This is a genomic window from Achromobacter sp. DMS1, assembly GCF_001270295.1.
In genome coordinates this window covers 1-18,253 of sequence record NZ_LHSJ01000052.1, presented here as the reverse complement: position 1 = coordinate 18,253, position 18,253 = coordinate 1, and the positions used below count along the sequence as shown (strand labels likewise).

Here is an 18,253-nt window from a genome sequence, read left to right as displayed (position 1 = left end):
GAGGGCGCCGAGGGCGAGCTGCCCGGCCAGCCGCGCCGCGGCGGTTCGTCGAAGAAGTCGGGCAGACGGGCGGCGGGGCGCGCGACGGAGTTTCATGAACGGGCCTTTCAAGGGAATGAACGGAGGTTTTCATTCCCCCTGACACCCGAGACAAGAAAACGGATCAGCCTGGCGCCCGCTTTTTTGTAACTTGCCTCTCAGCCCGGGGCGGCGCGCCGCCGGCCGCCAGGCGCAGGGTCGCCCGCGCCAGAATGCGTCGCGCTCGTCCACGCGCAGATCCAGCGTGGCGCTTAGCGCGGCCAGCACGGCGCGCGCGTCGCGTACCGGAAACGAGCCGGAAACGCGCAACCCTGCCACGGCAGGGTCGCACGAGAGGGCGTCGCGGCTGTAGCGCCCGAGTTCGGCCAGGAAATCGTCCAGCCGCATGCCGCGCGCCACGATGAAGCCTTCCTTCCAGGCGGCGCTGGCTTCATCGGCGGCCTCGGAAGCCGCCACGGCCTGTGCCGTGTAGCGCGTTGCGCCGCCCGCTTGCAGGATCAGCGCCGCGGCGCCACGCTGCCGCGGCTGGATCTGCACCGCGCCCTCGAACACGCTGATATCGGTATCGCGCTCGCGCTGGCGCACCGTGTAGCGCGTGCCCAGCGCGAGCGCCGTGCCCTGCGCCGTCTCGACCAGGAAGGGCCGGGCGGGCGCATGGGCGTCGGCGGCGGTGGCGATGAAGATTTCGCCCGTCACCAGCACGACGCGGCGTTCGGCGTCGCTGAAGCGCAGGTCGATGGCGCTGCCCGTGTTCAACACGAGCCGCGTGCCGTCGGGCAGGAGCAGATTGCGGTGTTCGCCCACCGCCGTCCGGTAGTCGGAGGTCCATGCGCGCCACCAAACCGTGTGCTCGCGCACGCCCCCACGCGCCGCTGCCGGCGAATGCCGCCAGGGCCAGTGTCTTCAGGGGCGCGGCGGCGGTTGCGGGAGGCGGAAGGGGCCAGGGCGGCCTGCGCCGCGGCGGCGCTCAGCGGCGAGGCCAGCGGCTGCAGCGAGCCGCGCACCGACTCGATGCGCCGCCATGCGCGCTCGTGGTCGGGATGCGCGGCGCGCCAGCGGCGCCAGGCTTGCATGGTCTCGGGCGGCACGGGCTCGCCCTGCAGCTCCAGCAGCCATTCGAGCGCGCGTTCCGCCACCTCCGGGGAAACGGCGGCGGCGTCGCGGGTGCTGCGGTACCAGGAGGAGGCGGCCAAGGCAGGGATCATCCCGTAAAAGAGAGATCCGCAAAATAGCAGCGTTGCAGCGCCTTGACGAGATAGCGCTTGACGGTGGGAATCGAGAGGCCCAGCGCTTCGGCGACCTGCGCATGGGTCTGGCCGTCGAGCTGCGACATCAGGAAAGCGCGCCGCACGATGGCGGGCAGGCCGTCGAGCAGGCGGTCGAGTTCGATCAGGGTTTCCAGCACGATGGCCCGCGCTTCCGGCGAGCACGCGGCGGGCTCGGGCATGCGGCTGAGCGCTTCCAGGTAGGCGCGCTCGAGCTTTTCGCGGCGCCAGTGGTTGGACACCAGGCGCTGCGCGACCGTGGTGAGAAAAGCGCGCGGCTCGTCCAGCCGCGCGGGCATGCGGTCGGTGCTGAGCAGGCGGGTGAAGGTGTCGTGCGCCAGGTCGGCCGCCTGCTCCGCATTGCCCAGGCGGCGGTGCAGCCATCGCCTGAGCCAGGAGTGATGGTCGCTATACAGCGTTTCGACGGCAGAGGGGGAGACGCATTCCGGCGTACTCATCAGGATCGGGCCTTTCGATGAAGCCGTGGGGGCCGGAAGCCGGGGCGCCAGGGCATTGCACACGCATACTATTTTCATAAATAGTAATCGTTATTATTGCCGATGCGGCGCCGGGCTTGTCAACCCGGCATGCGTCCTTCCCCTCGGGCGGGGGACCGCTCGCGGCGCGGCCGGCCGGGGGGAGAAGCCCCTTCGGCGCGCCTACGCTCTGCAGAACGTGATCTGGAAGCTGCCCGGCTGCTCGAACGCGACGTGATGCCGCACTTCCGGCTCGATGACGATCTGCTGGCCGGCCGTCAGCACCACTTCGGTGTGGGGCGGATCGTCCAGCACGAAGCGCAGGGCGCCCTCCCGGACTTCAAGCAGCCCCCAGGTGCCGGCCTTGATCGTGTGGCCCGCTTTCAGGGCGTCGGGGAGGGTTTCCGGCGTGAATACCGGGCTGTGGCCGTAAGCATGCACGCCCGGCGGCAGCGCGTCGGGCAGCGGACGGCCGGAATCGGCGGTGGAGGTCATGGCGGCTCCGTGGCGGGAAAGGTGCCTGCCATTATTCCGCTTTTCGGGCCGGGCGGCAGCGCCAGGGGCCGGAGTCAGAGGGCAACGTCAGAGGCCGGCACCCGCGGCCCGGCCCCTTTCGTGCGCGCGGGATTGATCCAGGTCATGCCGGGCCCGGCAGGGGCGGACGGATGATTTGAAGCTATCGTAAGTTCCGGCGGGACGACCGCGGGCCGCGCCGCCGCCGTCATCCACAGGAGACACCCGCATGACCTATCCGCTGCTGCTCATCATTCACCTGTTTGCCGCCGTCTTGTTCGTGGGCACGGTGGCGTTCGAGGTGCTGTTTCTCGAACCCGTGCAAAAGCGCCTGCCCGCCGAGGTGCGCAAGGCGCTGGGCCGGCAACTGGGCCCGCGCGTGCGCGCCGTGCTGCTGGGCCGTGCTGGCGCTGTACCTCGCCGGGCTGGGCCTGGCGTGGCAGTACCGCGCGGCGCTCGCGCATCCCGCCAGCTCCTCTTTCGCCGCGCTGCTCGCCCTCAAGATCGTGCTGGCCGTGAGCGTGCTGGCGCACGTCGTCACGGCGCTCACCCTGTCGCATCGCAACCGCCTGGGCAACGCCTTGCGCGAGCGGCTGCACGTCAGCGTGCTGTGCCATATGGCGGCGATTCTGGTGCTGGCGAAGGGGATGTTTTATTTCTCGTGGTGAAGGGGTGAGCTGCCATTGCTTACTGGAAGAGGGCGCTCTGCTCATGGCGAAATCCGGTTTGCTGACGTTTTCCTGCTCACCGTGCGGCGACGATTCCCAATGCATCCAGGGTTTCCGTTGTCATCAAGGTTCCATGCCTTCCGCACGGGTATCCGTGCCGGCCCCAGAAGCGTGCCCTGATGTGGACGCAGGATTTGATGAGGGGTGAGGTATTGGCTTTTGTCGGTGTTCCGGACACATTACTTCTTGTTCCGGGCGAGACGGAAGGCGTGGTGGGTGGGCTATACAAGGGCTTGAACTTGGCGCCGAGCCCGAATAGTAAGAGCCGCGACCCCTTGACCGGAGTAATGCGAAAGGTGGCTCGAACGCGAGCGATGGCCGGCGAAAAGGTTGTCTACGCGATGTCGAGACATTCCCGAGGCCATGCTCATGGCCAGAGATTTATTGAAGTGAGATCAACTCCGGCTTCAACCGCACCCCCAGCGTATCCAGCATGGCCTGCAATCCCGAGAGCGGATGGGCCGCAGATTCGGTGGCCAGGCAGACGACGCGGCCTTGGCCCTGGGAGAATCGGGGGCGCAGTTGTTCCACCACGCTTTGGGCGGGGTCGATGAAATGCATGCCGGGCGCGGCCCGTTCGAAGTATGGCCGCAGCCAGGGCAGGTGGGTGGACGACAGGGTGCAGGCGTCCACGTCTGGCCAGCGCCGCCGCAGGTCCGCCATGTAGCGGTCCACGGCGGCCTGGGTGGGCGCGGGGCGGGCGAGGAAGTCGCCGTTTTCGACGTGTTCCACCAGCGGCGAGGCGTTGGCGGTTTCGACGCGGGCGCCCGCGGCTTCGCGCCGGATATAAGCCTGGATTTCCGCGCTGGACACGAGCGACTGTACGCCGAGCACGGCGACGTGGCCGCTGCGGGAGGCGCGCAGCGCCTCCCGCACGGGCGGGTAGACGCCCACCACGGGCAAGGGCAGCCGGTCTTGCAGCGTGTCCAGCACCACCACCGAAGGCGCGTTGGAGGCCAGCACCACGCGGCGCAGCCGCGCGCGGCCAGCGCTTCGATGGCGGCCAGCACCGCGGCCGCGAGCTCGTCTTTGGTTTTGCTTCCGTAGGGAAAGCTGGCGCGGTCGGCGAGGTAGAGCAGGTCTTGCGCGGGATGGGCGCGCTGGATTTCCTGGACGATGGCATAGCTGCCGATGCCGGCGTCGAAGACGCCGATGGGTTTGTGCAGGCGGAGTTCCACGAGCGATTCCGGGCGATGTCGATGCCGGGCAGTCTAAGCGCGAGCCATGCCTGCCGGAAAGGGCCGCGGCGGAATTTGCGCCGGCTGCGTCCGGAGCGTGGACGATTCGCCGGCGTGTCGCGGCGGCATTCCGCAGGAGCGGGCGCGCGGGGGAGATCGGCCGGGGAGGCGAGCGTCCGCGGAGATGATAAGGGTTTTCCCGCTGTTTTATGAAAATAAGAAGACGTAAGATGCCGCCCCATTATGCTTAAGCTGAAGCGGCCCCGCACTTTGACCGGGCAGGTCCTGGATGATCTGCTGGGCCGGATCGCGCGCGGCGAGTATGCGCTGGGCGAGCGCCTGCCGACGGGCAAGCAGCTGGCGGCGACATATGGGGTGAGCACGATGGTGATCCGCGAGGTCACCGAGCATCTGCGGGCGCACGGGTATATCGAAAGCCGGCAAGGGGTGGGCTGCATCGTGCGGGCCACGACGCCGGAGACGGGGTTCCAGCTGCCCCGGCGACAGGAACTGGACGCGGCCGAGCTGGCCGCGATCTACGAGCTGCGGCTCGATCTGGAAAGCGCGGTAGCCGCGCATGGCGGCGGGCGCCGCAGCCAGGCCGACGTGGACGCGCTGGCGGCGATCCTGGCGCGCCTGGAAAGCGGGCTGCGCGACGCGGGCAGCAGCGCGGCCGACATCGAGTTCCATGCGCGCATCGCGGCGGCCTGCGGCAACAAATATCACCTGCGGCTGCTGCAATACCTCAATACCCAGCTCTACCAGACGGTGCGCACCGCGCGCGAGAACACGCAGCGCGAGCCCGGCCTGCCGGAACAGGTGCATCGCGAGCACGTGGCGATCTTCGAGGCCAGCGAGCGCGCGACGCGGTGATGGGCGCGCGCGGCGGCAGTGTCGCACCTGCTGCGCGCCATAGCCCTCGGCCTGCGGCACGGCGCCCCGGCGGCCGCGACGCCCGCCGCCGCTTCTTTCTCTCCGACGGCGCGCGCGCGCGCGCAGGCGCAAAGACTGAGCCGTCGCAGGTAATTTCCATGGAGACAAATCATGACTGACATCCGACCGCGCCCGGACGCGGACGTGCCCTATTGCCTGGCGCCGCTGCCGCTGTCGCAACAGGAGCCCGCCGCGTTCGAGATTCCGCCGGGCGCCTGCGATACGCACGCTCACGTGGTGGCCGACGATGCGGCGGCCTATCCCATGGTGCCGGAGCGCACCTATACGCCGCATCCGGCCACGGAGTCCATGTACCTGGACATGCTCGGGACGCAGGGTATGTCGCGCGGGGTGCTGGTGCAGATCAGCGTCTACGGCACCGACAACCGCTACATGCTGGAGGTGCTGCGCCGCCACCCGGATCAATTGCGGGGCATCGGCGTGGTGGGGCCCGACGTGACGGACCGCGAGCTGGAAGACATGCACGCGGCGGGCGTGCGCGGGCTGCGCATCAACGTGCTGTTCGGCGGCGGCATCGGCTTCGGCGCGATGGAGACGCTGGCGAGCCGCATCAAGGACCTGGGCTGGCACATGCAGTTCCTGATGGACGCGCGCCAGTTGCCGGAATTGCTGCCGCGCATGCGCAAGCTGCCGGTGCCGGGCGTGGTGGACCACATGGGCCACATGCCGGTGGCCGAGGGCTTGCAGAGCCCGGGCTTCCAGGCGCTGCGGCACATGGTGGCCGACCATGGCTGGTGGGTGAAGCTTTCGGGCGCGTACCGCATCGGCACGCAGTTCGACGCCTATGCCGACGTGACGCCCTGGGCGCGCGCGCTGATCGAGACGGCGCCGGACCGCATGGTGTGGGGCAGCGACTGGCCGCACGTGCACATCTCGCCCATGGTGAATACGGGCCGACTGCGCAACCAGCTCGCGCAATGGGCGCCCGAGGCCGAACTGCGGCGCCGCATCCTGGTGGAGAACCCCCAGCGGCTCTACGGCTTTCCGGCGGCATGACGCGCCGCGACTTTTCTGGCGGGCCCTGGCGGGCCCGTCTTCATACAACGACTCAAGAGACAGATCATGCAGTGGTATAGAGAACTGAATCCTACCGAGCGCCGCACTTTCATCGGCGCTTTCGGCGGCTGGGCCATCGATGCGCTGGATTTCATGGTGTTCACCTTCGTGATTTCCACGCTCATCAACCTGTGGGGCATCGAGAAAGGCCAGGCCGGCATGCTGGGCACGGTGACGCTGCTGTTCTCGGCCGTGGGCGGCTGGCTGGCCGGCATCCTGGCCGACCGCTACGGGCGCGTGCGCGTGCTGCAGATCACGATCCTGTGGTTCTCGATCTGCACGGTGGCCATCGGCTTCTCGCAGAATTTCGAGCAGCTTTTCCTGCTGAGGGCGCTGCAGGGGCTGGGCTTCGGCGGCGAATGGGCCGTGGGCTCGGTGCTGATGGGCGAGATCGTGCGCGCGCAGCACCGCGGCAAGGCGGTGGGCACGGTGCAGAGCGGCTGGGCCGTGGGCTGGGGCGTGGCCGCCATTCTGTACACGGTGGCGTTTTCGGTGCTGCCGCCCGAGTGGGCCTGGCGCTCGCTCTTCTGGATCGGCGTGGCGCCCGCGTTCCTGGTGCTCTACATCCGCAAGCACGTGCCGGAGCCCGAGGTGTTCCAGCGTTCGCGCGCCAAGGTGGACGCGTCCGCCGAAAAGCCGTCGTTCTGGAAGATCTTCTCGCCCGAACTCATCAAGACCACGCTGGTGTCGGCCGTGCTGTGCACGGGCGTGCAGGGCGGCTATTACGCCATCACGACCTGGCTGCCGACCTTCCTGAAGACCGAGCGGCACCTGTCGGTGCTGGGCACCGGCGGTTATCTGATGGTGATCATCCTCGGCTCGTTCTGCGGCTACATCGCGGGCGCCTACCTGGCCGACAAGCTGGGCCGGCGCGCCAATCTGCTGATTTTCTCGGTGCTGTCGGCCCTGTCGGTCTACATCTACACGCTGGTGCCCCTGAGCGACGATCAGATGCTGATCCTGGGCTTCCCGCTGGGTTTTGCCGCCTCGGGCATCTTCAGCGGCATCGGCGCCTATCTGACGGAGCTGTTTCCCACCGAGGTGCGCGCCAACGGCCAGGGCTTCGCCTACAACTTCGGGCGCGGCATCGGCGCGCTGTTTCCGAGCCTGGTCGGTTTCCTGAGCCAGACCCACGGCCTGGCCTGGGCCATCGGCGCATTCGCCACGGGGGCCTATGCCATCGTGATCGTGACCGCGCTGCTGCTGCCGGAAACCAAGGGCCGGGTGCTCAACTGAGCCGGGCCTGAGCGCCGGCGCGCCGCGCGTCCCCGGGACCGCGCGCGCTGCTGCCGCCCCCCGCGGGCCGGATCGTCGTCCGGCTGCGGGGGGCGGTTCGCTTGGGGCTTCCCGTGCGGGCTACAGCGGCTGCGCGCAGCGCGGGGCCGGGGCCCGTGCGCTCGGTGATGAGCGCGTAGTGCTCGGGACGCCGGTGGCGCGCGAAGTCGAAGACGTTGCGGCGGAACGCCTCGGCCAGGTCCAGGTCGACATGGGCCGCGATGACTTCGTCATCTTCGGTCACGGTCTGCGCGGCGATCTCGCCGGTGGGGGCGACGATGACCGAGCCCCCGATCATGTGATGGCCGTCTTCCGAGCCGCACTTGGCGGCGGCGGCCGCCCAGACGCAGTTCTGGTAGGCGCTGGCCTGCAGCGTGATGAGGTGGTGGTGCATGCGCAGGTGCACCGGCTCGGGCCAGTGAATGTTGTGCGAGGGCGTGTTGTAGCCCAGGAGCACCAGCTCGGCGCTCTGCAGCGACATGGCGCGCCAGGTTTCGGGCCAGCGCCGGTCATTGCACAGGCACATGCCGATGCGCGCGCCCATGGCGTCCCATACGCCGAAGGGCTCGTCGCCGACCCGGAAGAATTTCTTTTCCAGGTGCTGGAAGGGCGCATCGGGCTTGTGGTCGTCGTGGCCCGGCAGGTGGATCTTGCGGTAGCGTCCCACAATGGCGCCGGCCCTGTCGACCAGGATGGCGGTGTTGTAGGGCACGCCCTGCGGCGTCAGTTCGGCATAGCCGAGATAAAAGCCCACGCCCAGGCGGCGCGCCTCGTCGAAGAGCGGCTGCGTGTCGGCATTGGGCATGCTGGCCTCGAAGAAGCGCGCCTGCGCTTCTTCCTCGCTCATCCAGTAGCGCGGGAAAAACGTGGTAAGCGCCAGCTCGGGAAACACCACCAGCTCCGCGCCGCGTCCGTGCGCGTCGCGCAGCATCTCCACCAGCCTTGCCACGACCTGCCGGCGCGTATCGGCCAGGTGCACCGGCCCCATCTGGGCCACGGCCAGCCCGATGCGGCGTCCGGCTTTCCCCTTTTCGTTCATTGCTTGCGTCCCTTTTCGTCTGTGTTCGCGTGTGCGGTTGCGGCCGGCATGGAAACGCCAGCCGTCCGGGCATAAGCATGCCGTCTATGCCGCCGCGGCGAAACCCGCCGCGCGGCGGCCGGGCCCGCGCCGCCGGCAGGGCGCAAGTCCGCGCCGCCATTGGGTTTTCCGGCAGCGGCGCGCTGCCGGCGATAGCGCGGCGTTATGGCGGTGGCACAAAATTCGATGGCCGCCGGGGGCGGCGCCCCCTAGTCGGCCAGCATCTGCGAGACGGCTTCGAGAAAGCGCCGGCCGAGCAGGGGAATCGGCGCCAGATTCGTGTGGGTGGCCCAGATCTGCACGTGGGCGGGCGGTTCGACCGGCCGGATTTCGACGTGGCCGGCCAGTTCGGGCGTGACGCACCAGCGGTCCACCAGCGCCGGTCCCAGGCCCTGCAGGACGAAGGCGCAGGCCGTGACGGGCGAATGGACTTCGACCGCGGGCGCGCAGGCCGGTTCGCCGCCGAAGAAGGGCGCCAGCGCCCGGCTCAGCGGCGTGTCGGGGGGATAGCCTATCCATTGCGCGCAGGAAAAGTCGCCGGCGTGCACCACCTCGTGTCCGGCCAGTTCGTGGCCGCGCGGCGCGAGGCAGACGATGGGCACGGTTCCCAGCAGGGTGGAGCTCAGGTTGGGATGCTGCGGCGGCGACATGGACAGGCCAACGTCGGCGCGGCCGGTGAGGAAATACCCCGCCAACTCGTCATAGGTGACGCTGCGATAGTCGATGCGGCTGCGCTCGTTGCGCCGGCGCATGCGCAGCAGGGCCTGGGGCACCAGGCGCTGGCCGAAGGTGGCGCTGGAAACCACGCGCAGCATGCCCGCGCCGTCGCGCGAGCGAGGCGGCCAGGTCGTTGACGCGCTGGATGCCGCCATAGACCTGCTCGACTTCGCCATACAGCCGGCGCGCTTCCGGCGTGGGCACGAGCCGCTGCGCGTGCGCTCGAAAAGCGCATAGCCCAGCCGGCTTTCGGTAAGAGCGAGCACGCGGCTCACCGCGGGCTGGGACACATGGAGCATGCGGCCCGCGCCGCTGATCGAGCCCGACATCATGATGGCGCGGAACACCTCGATCTGGCGCAGGTTGAGGGGCCGGCTGCCGCCGGGCGCCAGCGCCGAGGGGGAATCGTCATCGTGCATACCGGCTGCTCGTCTCTGGCTGTGGGATTGCTGGCAATAACGGCGGATTATAGGTTCGGGACATTTTTCGATGAGGGAGCGGCGCCGCGCCGGTGATAACCTGCCCGGCGCAGTATCAAACCACAACAGGGGAATACGAATGAACCGCCATCTTCAACGCGGCCTGCGCGCGGCCGCCCTGGCCGCCGGGCTGGCCTGCGCCGCCGCCCACGCCGCCTTTCCCGAGAAACCCATCACGTTTGTCGTGCCGTCCGCCGCGGGCGGCTCGCCCGACGTGCTCTCGCGCCTGGTCACCACGCAGGTGTCCAAGGATACCGGCGCCAATGTGGTGGTCGAGAACCGCCCGGGCGCCGCGGGCAACATCGGCATCACGCTCATCAAGCGCGCCGCCGCCGACGGCTACACCATCGGCTACGGCAATATCAACACGCTGGCGGTGAACCGTTCGCTCTTCAAGAAGCTGCCGTACGACGTAGACCAGGATCTCGCGCCGGTGGCGCACCTGTTCGATCTCTACAACGTGCTGATCGTGCCCGCCGCCTCGCCGGTGAAGTCGGTGCAGGACCTGATCGGCCGCGCCAAGGCGGCGCCGGGCCGCATGTCGTACGGCGCGTCGGGCGTGGGAACCACCGGCCACATGGGCGGCGAGCTTTTCAAGAGCATGGCCGGGATCGACGTGACGTTCATCCCCTACAACGGCGGGCCCGCCGCCATCCAGGACCTGCTGGGCGGCCGGCTCGACTTCATTTTCGTGAATTCCTCGGAAGCGGTGCCGCTCATCAAGAGCGGCAAGGTGCGCGCGCTGGGCGTGAGCAGCCTGAAGCGGCTGTCGCTGCTGCCGGAAGTGCCCACCATCGACGAGCTGGGCCTCAAGGGTTACGAGACGGTGGCCTGGGGCGGGGTGGTGGCGCCCAGGGGCACGCCCGATGCCGTCGTGCGGCAGCTCAATGCCGAGCTGGTCAAGGCGCTGCAGGCCCCCGAGGTGCGCCAGGGCCTGGCCGCGCTGGGCGCCGAACCGGCGGGCGGAAGCCCGGCGGACTTCAAGAAGCTGATCGACGCCGAAACCGCCAAATGGCGCGGCATCATCGAATCGGCCGGCATCGAGAAACTGGACTGAGCGCAAACGCGGCCATACGCATGCAAGCCGATCTCATCATCACCAATGCCCTGATCGTGGACGGTTCCGGCGGGGCGCCGGTCCGGGGCAATCTCGCCATCCAGGACCAGCGCATCCTCGCCGTGGGCGAGTTCCAGCCGCCCGCCGGCGCAAACACGAGGGACGCGGGCGGCAAGGTGCTGGCGCCGGGCTTCATCGACTCGCACACGCATGACGACGGCTATCTGCTCGCGCACCCCGACATGACGCCCAAGGTGTCGCAGGGCATTACCACGGTGGTCACGGGCAACTGCGGCATCAGCCTCGCGCCGCTGGTGCGCGACGCCGTGCCGCAGCCCCTGGACCTGCTGGGGCCGCCCGGGCTGTTCCGCTTCGCCACGTTCGCCGACTGGGTCGCGCACCTGCAAGCCCAGCCGGCCGCCACCAACGTGATCGCGCTGGTGGGCCACACCACGCTGCGCGTGGCGGTCATGGACGACACGGCGCGCGCGCGCCGCCCACGAGCGCGAGGCGATGGCCGGGCTGCTGGACGAGGCCATGCGGGCGGGCGCCTTCGGCGTATCCACCGGCACGTTCTATCCGCCGGCGGCGGCCGCGCCCACCGACGAGATCATCGACGTGTGCGCGCCGCTGGCCGGCCGCGGCGCCTGTACGCCACGCATCTGCGCGACGAGGCCGACCACATCGTCCCGGCAATGGAAGAAGCGCTGGAGATCGGCCGCGCCACGGGCGCGCGGGTCGTGTTCTCGCACCACAAGCTGGCCGGCGAGCGCAACCACGGCCGCAGCCGCGAAACCCTGGAGCTCACACCCGGGCGGCCGCGCGGCAGCCGTCTGCCTGGACTGCCATCCGTATCCGGCCACTTCCACCATGCTGCGGCTGGACCGCGTGAGCCAAGCCTCGCGCACCATGATCACCTGGTCCAAGGGCTATCCCGAGGCGGGCGGGCGCGATTTCCACGAACTCATGCGGACATTGGGCCTGGACGAGCAGGGCCTGCTCGAAAAGCTGCGGCCGCCGCGGCCATCTATTTCGTCATGGACGAGGGCGACGTGGAGCGCATCGCCAGCTTTCCGCTCACGCTTTTCGGCTCCGACGGGCTGCCTTTCGATCCCCGGCCCCACCCTCGCCAGTGGGGCACCTTTCCCCGTATCCTGGCGCGGATGGTGCGCGAGTCGGGGCTCATGACGCTGGAGCAGGCGGTGCACAAAATGACGGGCCTGGCGGCGCGCCAGTACGGGCTGGCGCAGCGGGGGCGCATCGCGCCGGGCTGCCATGCCGACCTGGTGCTGTTCGACGCCGACCGCGTGCAGGACCGCGCCACGTTCGAGGACCCCATCCAGGTGAGCGCCGGCATCGACGGCGTCTGGGTCAACGGACGGCGGGTCTGGAACGAAGGCCGTGCGCTGCCGGCCTATTCCGGCCAGGTCTTGCGGCGCGCGCCCGACGCCGCCTGAACTGAATCATTGGAGACGACTATGAGCCATGTTTTTCATCGCAACCCCCGCCAAGCGCCGCCCACCGTCGTGGACGGGCAGGGCATGGAGCTGGTGGACAGCGCCGGCAAGCGCTACCTGGACGCCTGCGGCGGCGCGGCGGTGTCTTCGCTGGGACACCGGCACCCCGACGTGATCGAGGCCATCAAGCGCCAGGCCGACGCGCTGGCCTACGCGCACACCTCCTTCTTCACCACCCAGCCGGCCGAAGCGCTCGCCGACCTGCTGGCGGCCAGGGCGCCCGGCGACCTGAACCACGTGTATTTCGTCTCGGGCGGCTCCGAGGCGGTGGAAGCCGCGCTCAAGCTGGCGCGGCAATACTTCGTCGAAACCGGGCAGCCCTCGCGGCGGCATTTCATCGCCCGGCGCCAGAGCTACCACGGCAATACGCTGGGCGCGCTGGCCATCGGCGGCAATGCCTGGCGGCGCGAACCCTTTCTGCCGCTGCTCACGCCCGCCCATCATGTGTCGCCGTGCTTTCCCTACCGCTTCCAGGCCGCGGGCGAAACCGACGCGCAGTACGCAGCGCGGCTGGCCGACGAACTGGAAGCGAAGATCCTGGAGCTGGGGCCCGAGAACGTGGCGGCTTTCGTGGCCGAAACGGTGGTCGGCGCCACGGCGGGCGCGGTGGCGCCCGTGCCCGGCTATTTCCAGCGCATCCGCGCCGTCTGCGACAAGTACGGCGTGCTGCTCGTCCTGGACGAGGTCATGTCCGGCATGGGCCGCACCGGCTATCTGTACGCGTGCGAAGAAGACGGCGTCGCGCCGGACATCATCACCCTGGCCAAGGGGCTGGGGGCGGGCTACCAGCCCATCGGCGCCATGCTTTGCAGCGACCGCATTTACGACGCCATCGTGAGCGGCAGCGGCTTCTTCCAGCACGGCCACACCTACCTGGGCCACGCCATCGCGTGCGCGGCCGCGCTGGAAGTGCAGCGGGTCATCGAACGCGATGGCCTGCTGCAGAACGTGCGGGCGCGCGGCGAGCAATTGCGCGCCCGCCTGAAGGAGGTCCTGGCCGGGCACCCGCACGTGGGAGACGTGCGCGGCAGGGGCCTTTTCGTCGGCGTCGAGTTCGTGGCCGACCGCGCCAGCAAGGCCACGCTGGACCCGGCCCTGAAAACCCACGCGCGCCTCAAGGCGGCCGCCATGCGGCAAGGGCTGCTCGTCTATCCCATGGGCGGCACGGTGGACGGCGCGCGGGGCGACCATGTGCTGTTTGCCCCGCCGTTCATTTGCACTGCGCAGGACGTGGACCGCATCGCCGACCTGTTCGCCGCCTCGGTGGACCAGGTGTTCCCGCGGGCGCGGGCGGCGGCCTGAGCCTGCTGAAACCGGGCGCGATAAGAAAAGCGCTGCCTCGGCAGCGCTTTTTCGATCTGGCCGCCTCGAGGCGGAATGCGGGACGATTTTCTGATCGCGGCGGGCGCCGGCCCTAACCCTTGACGCGCACGATTTTCTGCACTTGCGGCACGTGCCGGATGGCGCGGATGACCTGAGCCAGGTGCTTGCGGCTGTCGACCTGGATGGTCAGGTGCAGGGAGACGGTGGCGACCGCGTCGTCGTGCATGGTGACGTGGATGATGTTGGCGTCGGCTTCCGTGACCTCCGCCGCCAGCCGGCCCAGCACGCCGCGCTCGTTGCGCGTGACGATGTCCAGGCGGGTGGCCAGGTGCTTGGCCGTGTGGGTGTCCCAGGCCACGTTGATCCAGCGTTCCGGCTCGCGCAGGCGCTGCCGCATGGCGACCGGGCAGTCCGCCGTGTGCACCACCAGGCCGTGCCCCCATGCGCATGCCGGCGACGATGGGACGCCGGGGCAAGGGGGCCGCAGCAGGGGGGCGAGCTGCACCGCCTGGCCTTCGTTGCCCTGGATGAGGATGGGCGCGCTGCGCGCGGAAGTGAGCTCGTCCACCGCGGCGGCGGTGGTGGCCACCAACTGGTGCTTCGCGCGCGAAGCGGCGCGCCACCACGGCGGCCAGCCGCTTGCCCAGGCCGATGTCGGCCAGGATTTCCTCGCGCGAGCTGGCGCCCGTGCTGCGCGAGAGCTTCTGCCAGGCAGGGTCGTCGGCCGCGGGCAGCGGCATGTGCAGCTCCTGCAGGGCCTGCGCCAGCAGGCGCTCGCCGAAGGCCACCGATTCTTCGTACTTGACCGTGCGCAGGTAGTGCCGGATCTCGGAGCGGGCGCGGCCCGTGCGCACGTAGTTGAGCCACTGCGCGTTGGGCCGCGAGGCGGGCGAGGTGACGATCTCCACCGTGTCGCCGCTGGAAAGCTCGGTGCGCAGCGGCACGAATTCGCCGTTGACCTTGGCGGCCACCGCCTGGTTGCCGATGTCGGTATGGATGGCGTAGGCAAAATCCACGGGCGTGGCGCCCCGCGGAAGGGAGATGATCTTGCCGCGCGGCGTGAACACGTACACCGCGTCGGGGAAGAGATCGACCTTGACGTGCTCGAGGAATTCGCCCGAGTCGCCGGTCTGGCTCTGGATGTCGAGCAGCGACTGCAGCCACTGGTGCGTGCGCTTTTGCAGGTCGTTGAGCGTGAGGTCGGCGCTCTTGTACAGCCAGTGCGAGGCCACGCCTTCCTCGGCTACGTGGTGCATGTCGCGCGTGCGGAACTGGAATTCCACGGGCGTGCCGTACGGCCCCACCAGCGTGGTGTGCAGCGACTGGTAGCCGTTCAGTTTGGGAATGGCGATGTAGTCCTTGAACTTGCCGGGCACGGGCCGGTAGAGCTGGTGCACCGTGCCCAGCGCCAGGTAGCACTCGGGCAGGGTATGCACGATGACCCGGAAGCCGTAGATGTCGAGCACGTCGGAAAACGACTTCTTCTGGTCCACCATCTTGCGGTAGATGCCATAAAGCGTTTTCTCGCGGCCGGTGACCTCGGCCTCGATGCCCGCGGCCGGCAGCGCGGCGCGCACCGCGTCGGCGATCTTGCCGATGACCTCGCGGCGGTTGCCGCGCGCGGCCAGCACGGCCTTGTACAGCACCTGGTAGCGGTTCGGGTACATGGCCGCGAAGCAGAGATCCTGCAGTTCGCGGAACAGCAGGTTCAGCCCCAGGCGGTGCGCGATGGGCGCATAGATTTCCAGCGTTTCGCGGGCGATGCGGCGGCGCTTTTCGGGGCTGACCGCGTCCAGCGTGCGCATGTTGTGCAGGCGGTCGGCCAGCTTGATGAGAATGACGCGCACGTCGCGCGCCATGGCCAGCAGCATCTTGCGAAAGCTCTCGACCTGCTGCTCGGCCTTGGTGGCGAAGTCGAGCCGGTCGAGCTTGGACAGGCCGTCGACGAGCTCGGCGACCTCGGGGCCGAACTTCTCGGCCAGCTCCTGCTTGGCGATGCCCTGGTCTTCCATGACATCGTGCAGCAGCGCCGCCGACAGGGCGTTGACGTCGAGCTTCCAGCCGGCGCAGATCTCGGTGACGGCGATGGGATGGGAGATGTACGGCGCGCCGCTGGCGCGGAACTGGCCCAGATGGGCTTGGTCGGCGAAGCGGTAGGCTTCGCGCACGCGTTCGACGTCTTTCTTGTCGAGATAGCCCGCGATGATTTCGGTCAGCGGGGCCAGCGAAGCCACGGGCGAGGCCGTGGCCTCGGCCACTTCCCGTTCGGCATCGGCGACGGGGAGGGTGGAGGCGGTCTTGTTCTTCTTGCCGCCGCGGCGTCCCAGGCGGGACCCCGCGCGCAGCGCGGCAAGCAGGCCGGATGAGGCGTACTTCAGCCCGGGAAAAGCCATGCTTGCCGCCTCCCTGGGAAGATCAGGTCGGAACCTTGCGCAGCATTTCCGTGCCGGTGAGGCCCGCCGCGATTTCGCGCAGCGCCGTGACCGTGGGCTTGTCCTTGCTGTCCAGGCGCGGGGCATGGCCCTGCGCCAGCTCGCGGGCGCGATAGGTGGCGGCCAGCGTGAGCTTGAAACGGTTGGGGATCTGAGTCAGACAGTCTTCGACGGTAATGCGAGCCATTAGGACACCTGGTGCTGATGGATGAAGAGGGAACGAACCGCCTCAGTGCCCGGCCGGGATGCCAAGCTGGGCGAACAGTTGGGCGTGGCGCACGGCCTGAGACGAAAAACGCAGCCTTGCGGCGCTGACGATTTGGGTCAGTTCCGACAAGGCCACGCTAAATTCTTGATTAATAATAACATATTCGCATTCCGGCGCGTGCGCGATTTCGCCGCCGGCCGCCATCAGGCGGCGCGCGATTACTTGCGGGGCGTCCTGGCCGCGGGCCTTGAGGCGGTTCTCGAGCTCGTCGATGGACGGCGGCAGCACGAAGATGCCGATGGCGGCCGGATAGCGCTGCTTGACCTGGCGCGCGCCCTGCCAGTCGATTTCCAGCAGCACGTCGCGCCCCCCGCGCGTGGCTTCGTCGATGGGGTCGCGCGGCGTGCCGTAGAAATTGCCGTGGACCTCGGCCCACTCCAGCAGGCGCTGCTCTTCGCGCAGGCGCTGGAACTCCTCCACCGTGACGAAACGGTATTCGCGGCCGTCCGCTTCGCCCGGGCGCGGCGCCCGCGTGGTGCAGGAAACCGACAGCATGATGGACGGATCCTGCTGCAGCAGCGCGCGCACCAGGCTGGACTTGCCGGCGCCGCTGGGCGCGACGACCATGAAGACGTTACCGGAGGAGGAAGACATGAATGCGACGGGGTGTGATGCCAAGAACGGAAGAATAGCAAATCGCGGGACGCCGCAGGGTCGGGCGTCCCGCCTGGCGGTCGTTCAGCCCCCGGCCTGTTCCTGGCGCAGCGAGCCGCCGGGCGGCGGGGCGTCGCTGCCCAGCAGGTGTCCGTTGACCTCTTTGCCGTAAAGCGAATCGTCCGAGTCGTGGTGCTTGGCGCGCGTGGCCTGCACCGACTCCTTGAAACGCGGATCCTGCGGCCGCTCGTGAGCGTTCATGAAATACGCCACATCCCAGGCTTCCTGGTCGCTCAGCATGCCGGCCTGGCCCAGGGGCATGTTGGCCTTGATGAACCCGGCGGCATTGCCGATCTGGTGCATGCCGGCGCCCCAGTTGAAGGAGTCCGGGCCCCAGAGCGCGGGAAAGACCCAGTGCCGGCCGTGTTTCTGGCCCTGGCCCTGCTCGCCGTGGCAGACCGCGCAGTACTGCGCGTAGACCGCCTTGCCGCGCACGTAATCGGCCGGCTGGGGCGGCGGCGGCAGCTTGCGGTAGCCCTGGCCCTGCAGCTTCACGCCGGTGGGAGCCTTGCTGGCGAGCCAGAACATATAGGTCTGCAGCGCCGTGAGCGTGGGATCGTCCGCCGGCGGCGGCTTGCCGTTCATGCTGAAGCGGAAACAGCCCTGCAGGCGCTCGGCCAGCGTGTTCACGTGGCCGTTCTTGGCGCGGTAGGCGGGATAGACCACGTAGGCCGCCCACATGGGCGCGGAATCGGGGCGCCGGCCGGCGTCCAGGTGGCAACTGGCGCAGGTGAGGTTGTTGCCGACGAACTTCGACGCCATCTGCGGCGTGTGCAGGAAAATCTGCTCGCCCTGGCGCACTGCCTTGCCGAATTCGTTGTCGGGAATGGACGACTCCGGGGGCGGTGTGAATACCGGGGGCGCGTCGGCGGCGAGCGCGGAAGCGGCGGCGCCGGCCGCGGCCAGGACCAGGAAACGGAGACGGGCGCGGATCATTGCTGGGCTCCCTGGGTTTGCCGGGCGGCCGCCTGGGGCAGGCCGGCGTAATAGGCGGCGACGGCGTCGATTTCGGCGTCGGTGAGGCGGGTAGCGACTGCGGGCATCAGGCCGAGCGGGCCGGGCGGCCGCTCGCCCCTGGCGCCCAGGCGCGCAGCTGGCCGGCGACGTAGGCGGCCTGCTGGCCGGCCAGGCTGGGGAAACTCTCGCCCACGCCTATGCCCCCGGGGCCGTGGCACTGGTTACAGGCCGGAACGTTCTTCTGCCAGTTGCCGCGGGTGGCGAGCCAGGCGCCGGGGTCGTCGGGG

Annotated in this window: 15 protein-coding genes and 4 pseudogenes; 7 read left to right on the top strand and 12 right to left on the bottom strand. The window is 69.1% G+C overall.

Annotation, left to right across the window (positions count from 1 at the left end; genetic code table 11):
* Window positions 1-129: 129 nt before the first annotated feature.
* The 4 genes from AD428_RS08395 to AD428_RS08385 all read right to left on the bottom strand — a co-directional run bounded on the left by AD428_RS08395 (window position 130) and on the right by AD428_RS08385 (window position 2,275).
* Window positions 130-897 (bottom strand): FecR family protein, encoded by a 768-nt coding sequence (locus tag AD428_RS08395; RefSeq protein WP_235489533.1) that lies wholly within the window; start codon window positions 895-897, stop codon window positions 130-132.
* Entirely contained in the window at window positions 792-1,232 is a 441-nt protein-coding gene (locus tag AD428_RS27635; protein WP_235489528.1) for a FecR/PupR family sigma factor regulator, read from the bottom strand. Before AD428_RS27635 ends, AD428_RS08395 begins: the two co-directional genes overlap by 106 nt.
* 8 nt (window positions 1,233-1,240) lie before the next feature.
* The gene (locus AD428_RS08390) at window positions 1,241-1,762 is read right to left on the bottom strand and encodes a sigma-70 family RNA polymerase sigma factor (protein WP_053244843.1); all 522 of its coding nucleotides are present in this window, start codon (window positions 1,760-1,762) and stop codon (window positions 1,241-1,243) included.
* A 201-nt stretch (window positions 1,763-1,963) separates the two neighbouring features.
* The gene (locus AD428_RS08385; protein ID WP_053244842.1) at window positions 1,964-2,275 is read right to left on the bottom strand and encodes a DUF1971 domain-containing protein; all 312 of its coding nucleotides are present in this window, start codon (window positions 2,273-2,275) and stop codon (window positions 1,964-1,966) included.
* Window positions 2,276-2,522: 247 nt separating this feature from the next.
* Between AD428_RS08385 and AD428_RS08380 the strand changes: the two are divergent.
* A pseudogene (locus AD428_RS08380) lies at window positions 2,523-2,961 on the top strand (CopD family copper resistance protein).
* Between the two features lie 441 nt (window positions 2,962-3,402).
* Here AD428_RS08380 and AD428_RS27630 read toward each other — a convergent pair.
* Entirely contained in the window at window positions 3,403-4,206 is an 804-nt protein-coding gene (locus AD428_RS27630; protein ID WP_369798720.1) for a glutamate racemase, read from the bottom strand.
* A 263-nt stretch (window positions 4,207-4,469) separates the two neighbouring features.
* On the opposite strand from AD428_RS27630, the gene AD428_RS08370 reads away from it, so the two are divergent.
* The 3 genes from AD428_RS08370 (at window position 4,470) to AD428_RS08360 (ending at window position 7,445) form a co-directional block, all read left to right on the top strand.
* Window positions 4,470-5,072: a FadR/GntR family transcriptional regulator gene (locus AD428_RS08370; RefSeq protein WP_235489506.1), complete on the top strand. Its 603-nt coding sequence runs from the start codon at window positions 4,470-4,472 to the stop codon at window positions 5,070-5,072.
* 171 nt (window positions 5,073-5,243) lie between these two features.
* Window positions 5,244-6,149, top strand: coding sequence for an amidohydrolase family protein (locus tag AD428_RS08365; protein ID WP_053244841.1), 906 nt, complete (start codon window positions 5,244-5,246; stop codon window positions 6,147-6,149).
* 66 nt (window positions 6,150-6,215) lie between these two features.
* Window positions 6,216-7,445 (top strand): MFS transporter, encoded by a 1,230-nt coding sequence (locus AD428_RS08360; RefSeq protein WP_053244840.1) that lies wholly within the window; start codon window positions 6,216-6,218, stop codon window positions 7,443-7,445.
* Here AD428_RS08360 and AD428_RS08355 read toward each other — a convergent pair.
* Together AD428_RS08355 and AD428_RS08350 are read right to left on the bottom strand one after the other, a co-directional pair.
* Window positions 7,438-8,523, bottom strand: a complete 1,086-nt coding sequence (locus AD428_RS08355; RefSeq protein ID WP_082308322.1) for an N-carbamoyl-D-amino-acid hydrolase — start codon at window positions 8,521-8,523, stop codon at window positions 7,438-7,440. The two genes, AD428_RS08360 and AD428_RS08355, sit on opposite strands and share 8 nt — an antisense overlap.
* Before the next feature lie 248 nt (window positions 8,524-8,771).
* A pseudogene (locus AD428_RS08350) lies at window positions 8,772-9,698 on the bottom strand (LysR family transcriptional regulator).
* Window positions 9,699-9,837: 139 nt separating this feature from the next.
* Here AD428_RS08350 and AD428_RS08345 point away from each other — a divergent pair.
* Genes AD428_RS08345 through AD428_RS08335 form a run of 3 tightly spaced genes read left to right on the top strand, consistent with a single transcriptional unit; the run spans window position 9,838 to window position 13,634 of the window.
* On the top strand, window positions 9,838-10,815 hold the full coding sequence (locus AD428_RS08345) for a Bug family tripartite tricarboxylate transporter substrate binding protein (RefSeq protein WP_053244839.1): 978 nt from the start codon (window positions 9,838-9,840) through the stop codon (window positions 10,813-10,815).
* 20 nt (window positions 10,816-10,835) lie between these two features.
* Window positions 10,836-12,272, top strand: coding sequence for an N-acyl-D-amino-acid deacylase family protein (locus tag AD428_RS08340; RefSeq protein ID WP_255352201.1), 1,437 nt, complete (start codon window positions 10,836-10,838; stop codon window positions 12,270-12,272).
* Window positions 12,273-12,293: 21 nt separating this feature from the next.
* On the top strand, window positions 12,294-13,634 hold the full coding sequence (locus AD428_RS08335; RefSeq protein ID WP_053244838.1) for an aspartate aminotransferase family protein: 1,341 nt from the start codon (window positions 12,294-12,296) through the stop codon (window positions 13,632-13,634).
* Between the two features lie 112 nt (window positions 13,635-13,746).
* Here the strand turns inward: AD428_RS08335 and AD428_RS08330 are convergent.
* The 5 genes and pseudogenes from AD428_RS08330 to AD428_RS08310 all read right to left on the bottom strand — a co-directional run.
* Window positions 13,747-16,048 (bottom strand): annotated as a pseudogene (locus tag AD428_RS08330) (RelA/SpoT family protein).
* 22 nt (window positions 16,049-16,070) lie between these two features.
* Window positions 16,071-16,274, bottom strand: coding sequence for a DNA-directed RNA polymerase subunit omega (rpoZ, locus tag AD428_RS08325; protein WP_053244837.1), 204 nt, complete (start codon window positions 16,272-16,274; stop codon window positions 16,071-16,073).
* A 42-nt stretch (window positions 16,275-16,316) separates the two neighbouring features.
* On the bottom strand, window positions 16,317-16,949 hold the full coding sequence (gene gmk / locus AD428_RS08320; RefSeq protein ID WP_082308321.1) for a guanylate kinase: 633 nt from the start codon (window positions 16,947-16,949) through the stop codon (window positions 16,317-16,319).
* Window positions 16,950-17,033: 84 nt separating this feature from the next.
* Complete coding sequence (locus AD428_RS08315) at window positions 17,034-17,945, bottom strand: c-type cytochrome (RefSeq protein ID WP_053244836.1); 912 nt, start codon at window positions 17,943-17,945, stop codon at window positions 17,034-17,036.
* A pseudogene (locus tag AD428_RS08310) lies at window positions 17,942-18,253 on the bottom strand (c-type cytochrome); the annotation flags it as partial. The pseudogene AD428_RS08310 and the gene AD428_RS08315, both read right to left, overlap by 4 nt.